Source organism: Photorhabdus bodei (assembly GCF_003287735.1).
GTDB lineage: Bacteria > Pseudomonadota > Gammaproteobacteria > Enterobacterales > Enterobacteriaceae > Photorhabdus > Photorhabdus kayaii.
Genome location: NZ_NSCM01000091.1, coordinates 1 through 4026, shown reverse-complemented (window position 1 = coordinate 4026; position 4026 = coordinate 1). Strand labels below are relative to the sequence as shown.

Sequence of the window (4026 nt, the reverse complement as noted above, 5' to 3'; positions counted from 1 at the left end):
GCAATAGCAACAAGATACGACAAACTTGAGCGAAATTATGCCAGTATGGTTGCCATGGCTTTTATGATGATGTGGTTACCCATGTGGGCTGTATAAGTTATGTACACGAAACGTCAACAGTCCCTAGAACGATGTTTAGGCCTAAAGACGGAATTGAATACTGGAATAGACAATAATGAGGATAAACATGAGTGATTTATGTCCGTGCTGTGGGTTTCGCACTTTCGATGATAGTTCTCGCGGTAACTACGAAATATGCCCTGTGTGCTACTGGGAGGATGATCTTGCTCAAGAGGTAGACCCAAATTATGAGGGTGGTGCAAATGGTATCAGCCTTAGTCAGGCTAAGAAAAACTATAGGGAAATTGGTGCCATAAAAAATGAGCTTGTGAAATTCACTAGAGAGCCTTTGGATAATGAAATCCCTTAGTGTTTGCCTAAAGTGCTGGCGTTGCTCCAACCGATACCAGCGGCCAAGTGGTTTGGAAGGGGATGTTGATGAAAAACTATAAAAATTGGATGTGGTTTTTGGGAACTATTTACTTCCCGTTCTTATTTGGCTCTGTGTCGATAGGGTGGGTTGTGGGCTATGGCGGTCAAAAATTGGCATTGATTTTAGGGTTGCATCAAACGAACCAGCAAAACGAAATGGTGTTTTTGGGTTTTTTGGCGATAGGTGCCGTGATTGGAGTAATAGGTTCAACTATGTCCTTAATCGAGTTCTGCCGAAGTAAACGGCGGTAAGAAATGATGCGAAAAAATGTAACTAACTTCATTTTGATATTTGTGGTTCCTGTATTTCTTATAGGTATTGGAGTAGGGACAACTGGAGGCTTTATAGCACAATGGCTCGCTCAAGTTTTTGAGTTATATGAGGACAAATCTAAATACGAAATGGTTTTTTGGGCCTTTGTAGTTATAGGGTCTTTCATGGGAGTTATTGGGGTGTTTTGACTTAAAGAACGGTTTGTCTGATACCTCTCTGCAATCCCTTGTCACTCAAGACTTTCCCCAAAAAATCGATTTCAAAATCAGTAATAAGTTTATCTATAACATTTTGAATATTAATGATTTTATCCTTTCGATAAAATTCATAATTTCCGAGTAAGTTTACAAACCGCCATGCGACGGGTGACCAATGAATAATTTCGAGACTTTTTTCCGTATAATATTCGTAAAGGGCGGATAAAATTGTCGCATTGTGATAAATAATCATGTTGGCGATTAATCGAATACACTCAGCGTTGATAATTAAGTGTATTAGTTCAGACTAGATCTGACACTTCGGTTTGAAAAGAAGAGAGTTACCGACTTTGATTAAAGGTGATGAATCCATAATCAAAGACTAAGAGGTAACTCTCATGCTTTATACTAGCAATCCAATCATCAAACACAAGGCGGGTCTGCTTAATCTCGCTGAAGAACTCAGTAATGTCTCAAGAGCCTGTAAAGTGATGGGTGTATCCAGAGATACGTTTTATCGTTATCAGGAACTCGTTGAAACAGGCGGGATTGATGCGTTAATCAACCAAAGCAGAAAAACCCCTAATTTGAAGAACCGTGTGGATGCGGAGACTGAACACGCCGTTATCAACTCGGCCATCGAATTCCCGGCCTATGGGCAAGCCAGAACAAGTAATGAACTCAGAAAAGCAGGCATCTTTGTGTCTGCCAGTGGTGTCCGTTCTATCTGGCTCAGACATCATCTTGAGAACTTCAAAAAGCGTCTGGCAGCCCTTGAAAAGAAAGTGGCTGACGAAGGCATTATCCTGACTGACGAGCAGGTTGCCGCCCTTGAACGTAAGCAGCATGATGACGAAGCTTGTGGCGAAATTGAAACCGCTCATCCTGGCTATTTAGGGTCGCAAGATACCTTTTATGTCGGTAATCTTAAAGGCGTGGGACGCTTGTACCAACAAACTTTCGTCGATACTTACAGTAAAGTGGCTTTCGCGAAACTCTATACGAGTAAAACGCCCATTACGGCGGCGGATTTACTGAATGACCGTGTGCTGCCGTTCTTCAGCGCTCATAGATTGCCGATGTTACGTATTCTGACAGACAGAGGCACCGAATATTGCGGGCGTGTTGAGCACCATGATTACCAACTGTATCTGGCTGTCAATGATATCGACCATACCAAGACAAAGGCGATGTCACCGCAAACCAATGGCATCTGTGAACGGTTTCACAAAACCATCCTGAATGAATTTTACCAAGTGACGTTCAGAAAGAAATTGTATGGCTCATTGGATGAGTTACAAAAAGATCTGGACAATTACAACAATCACCGCACTCATCAAGGAAAAATGTGTTGCGGCCGGACACCAATAGAAACCCTTCAGGATGGGAAATCTATTTGGGCAGAAAAAAATCTGACCCAAATATAATCTGACAGTCGCCGATAACAAAGTGGGTAACTGTCAGATCAAGTCGCGACTAGTACAAATTAAGTTACGTTCTTTTTTTCCACTCAGCTGCTTTCCTCCATTCACTTTGGCAATACTGGCAGTCAACTGATGGTAGGACTCGCCTCGGTTTAAACTTCGTTGGACGGCAATACGTTGATCTTGATCGTCGATATAGCCCAATAAATAATCCGTCATGATGATTTCATCGAATGCGATTAACGCTTTTAATGTTGCGTTTGACGATTTTGTAGTGGACAATTTACGAACAATTGTAGCTTGCGTGGTCTTTTTTAAGGCCAAAGAAACCAATATGCGTAAGACTTTATCCCATTCACTGATTATTTGGTGTTTCTGTGCTTTTTTGCTGGGGCGGATAATGTATTCATCATAATCCGATAAAGAGCCAAAACACACTAATTGTTGAGATGTGGTATTGGCTAATTGTGTAAATCGAGGCATGAATCGGTACCCAAACATATACATTAAGGCAAAATTCACCCTATTGATGCTGTGCATATCACCCGAAACAGCCGTAATGTTCACTTCTGAGCGATTACTTTCGACTAAATCCAATAAATAATGACTTTCGTGCTCATTTGCGCCGATCACCTTTAAGCAAATGGGCAACATATTCGCATTCAATGTCATCACCACAATACCTTTCTTTAAACCAAAATATTTTTTTGCATACCTTGATTTTATCGTATTAAAACGTGTCGTAAATTTTTGCCCATCTACACTCGCATGAACACCGTAATCCGCGAGGTTATACTCTTCAAATATAGGCAATTTTTCCGTATGATTAATGATAATATCACTGGCTTCGCTGAGTGTTTGTGGACGAATGAAATTTTGCTGGGTATTTTTTAATGATTGACCATCAACATCACTGATATCCATCATTTTTTTCATCTCAGTGCCTGTTGCATTTGCTATTACACAAGCATTAATTAGCTCCATTTCAGGCGCTTCTTTTGCATAGTTCGGTTGTAAATGTGTAAAGGCTTTACCATACCCAGTCGTGTCATGAACAAATTCGGCTATGTCACTGATGTTGAGGGTAGGTAATTTTTTAAAAAAAGGATTATCTGTACCATCATCTAACGGCGTATACGGGAGAGTCCAAGACACCGTATGGCGACGAGCGTTATGTTTTAGTTTGATGCAGGTATTTTCCCCAGACATAATTCGACGATTTACTTCTTGGTATTTTGTTTCTATGCTGTCTTCTAACGATGTCAGAATCTCGACAATGTTACGCGAAAAAATTGGCATATTAAGCTCTTTAATAAGCTGATTTTTATGTGTTTCCCAATATTCTATATCAATTAATTCATCTTCAAGTGCTCGATGGGAATAACTGTCCTTGATGTGCACCGAGATATCACTTATCCCCTTTTGGAGCTGCCAATAAACCATAAATTCATAGCGATCTACATCGACTATTCTTTTACGGTCAATGGGGGATTTCGTCATAATAAAACGTTTCCTGATTACCATCGAATCTCAGCTAGCTTGAGTAAATACTCAGGTATAGGTGCTGCCCGGATACATGAATAAATAAGCTGTTCGAATGTTTTTTTAAGGTTAAAGCGCCAATTGAACCTGAAACAGA

At 40.4% G+C, this 4026-nt stretch carries 6 protein-coding genes and 2 pseudogenes; 5 read left to right on the top strand and 3 right to left on the bottom strand.

The features are described 5' to 3' along the window. From CKY02_RS22415 to CKY02_RS22400, 4 genes and pseudogenes are all read left to right on the top strand, one after another. Window positions 1-96 (top strand): annotated as a pseudogene (locus tag CKY02_RS22415) (IS5/IS1182 family transposase); the annotation flags it as partial. A 79-nt stretch (window positions 97-175) separates the two neighbouring features. After that, window positions 176-430: a CPCC family cysteine-rich protein gene (locus CKY02_RS22410; RefSeq protein WP_338047392.1), complete on the top strand. Its 255-nt coding sequence runs from the start codon at window positions 176-178 to the stop codon at window positions 428-430. A gap of 68 nt (window positions 431-498) precedes the next feature. After that, a complete protein-coding gene (locus CKY02_RS22405; RefSeq protein WP_112896948.1) occupies window positions 499-744 on the top strand; it encodes a hypothetical protein in 246 nt (81 codons plus the stop codon). 3 nt (window positions 745-747) lie between these two features. Continuing rightward, on the top strand, window positions 748-954 hold the full coding sequence (locus CKY02_RS22400; protein WP_112896947.1) for a hypothetical protein: 207 nt from the start codon (window positions 748-750) through the stop codon (window positions 952-954). Window position 955: 1 nt separating this feature from the next. Here the strand turns inward: CKY02_RS22400 and CKY02_RS26830 are convergent, their stop codons facing one another. Next, complete coding sequence (locus CKY02_RS26830) at window positions 956-1249, bottom strand: Tn3 family transposase (protein WP_420899243.1); 294 nt, start codon at window positions 1247-1249, stop codon at window positions 956-958. Window positions 1250-1361: 112 nt separating this feature from the next. On the opposite strand from CKY02_RS26830, the gene CKY02_RS22390 reads away from it, so the two are divergent. After that, window positions 1362-2390, top strand: a complete 1029-nt coding sequence (locus CKY02_RS22390) for an IS481 family transposase (RefSeq protein WP_112896945.1) — start codon at window positions 1362-1364, stop codon at window positions 2388-2390. Between the two features lie 33 nt (window positions 2391-2423). Here CKY02_RS22390 and CKY02_RS22385 read toward each other — a convergent pair whose 3' ends face one another. Then, window positions 2424-3887 (bottom strand): Tn3 family transposase, encoded by a 1464-nt coding sequence (locus CKY02_RS22385; protein ID WP_167405360.1) that lies wholly within the window; start codon window positions 3885-3887, stop codon window positions 2424-2426. Between the two features lie 17 nt (window positions 3888-3904). Continuing rightward, window positions 3905-4026 (bottom strand): annotated as a pseudogene (locus CKY02_RS26010) (IS1595 family transposase); the annotation flags it as partial.

What these genes read in the sequence shown, in the direction of transcription:
- CKY02_RS22410 (WP_338047392.1), top strand. Translation starts at nt 176, where the DNA reads ATGAGGATAAACATGAGTGATTTATGTCCGTGCTGTGGGTTTCGCACT.
- CKY02_RS22405 (WP_112896948.1), top strand. Translation starts at nt 499, where the DNA reads ATGAAAAACTATAAAAATTGGATGTGGTTTTTGGGAACTATTTACTTC.
- CKY02_RS22400 (WP_112896947.1), top strand. Translation starts at nt 748, where the DNA reads ATGATGCGAAAAAATGTAACTAACTTCATTTTGATATTTGTGGTTCCT.
- CKY02_RS22390 (WP_112896945.1), top strand. Translation starts at nt 1,362, where the DNA reads ATGCTTTATACTAGCAATCCAATCATCAAACACAAGGCGGGTCTGCTT.
- CKY02_RS22385 (WP_167405360.1), bottom strand. Translation starts at nt 3,887, where the DNA reads ATGACGAAATCCCCCATTGACCGTAAAAGAATAGTCGATGTAGATCGC.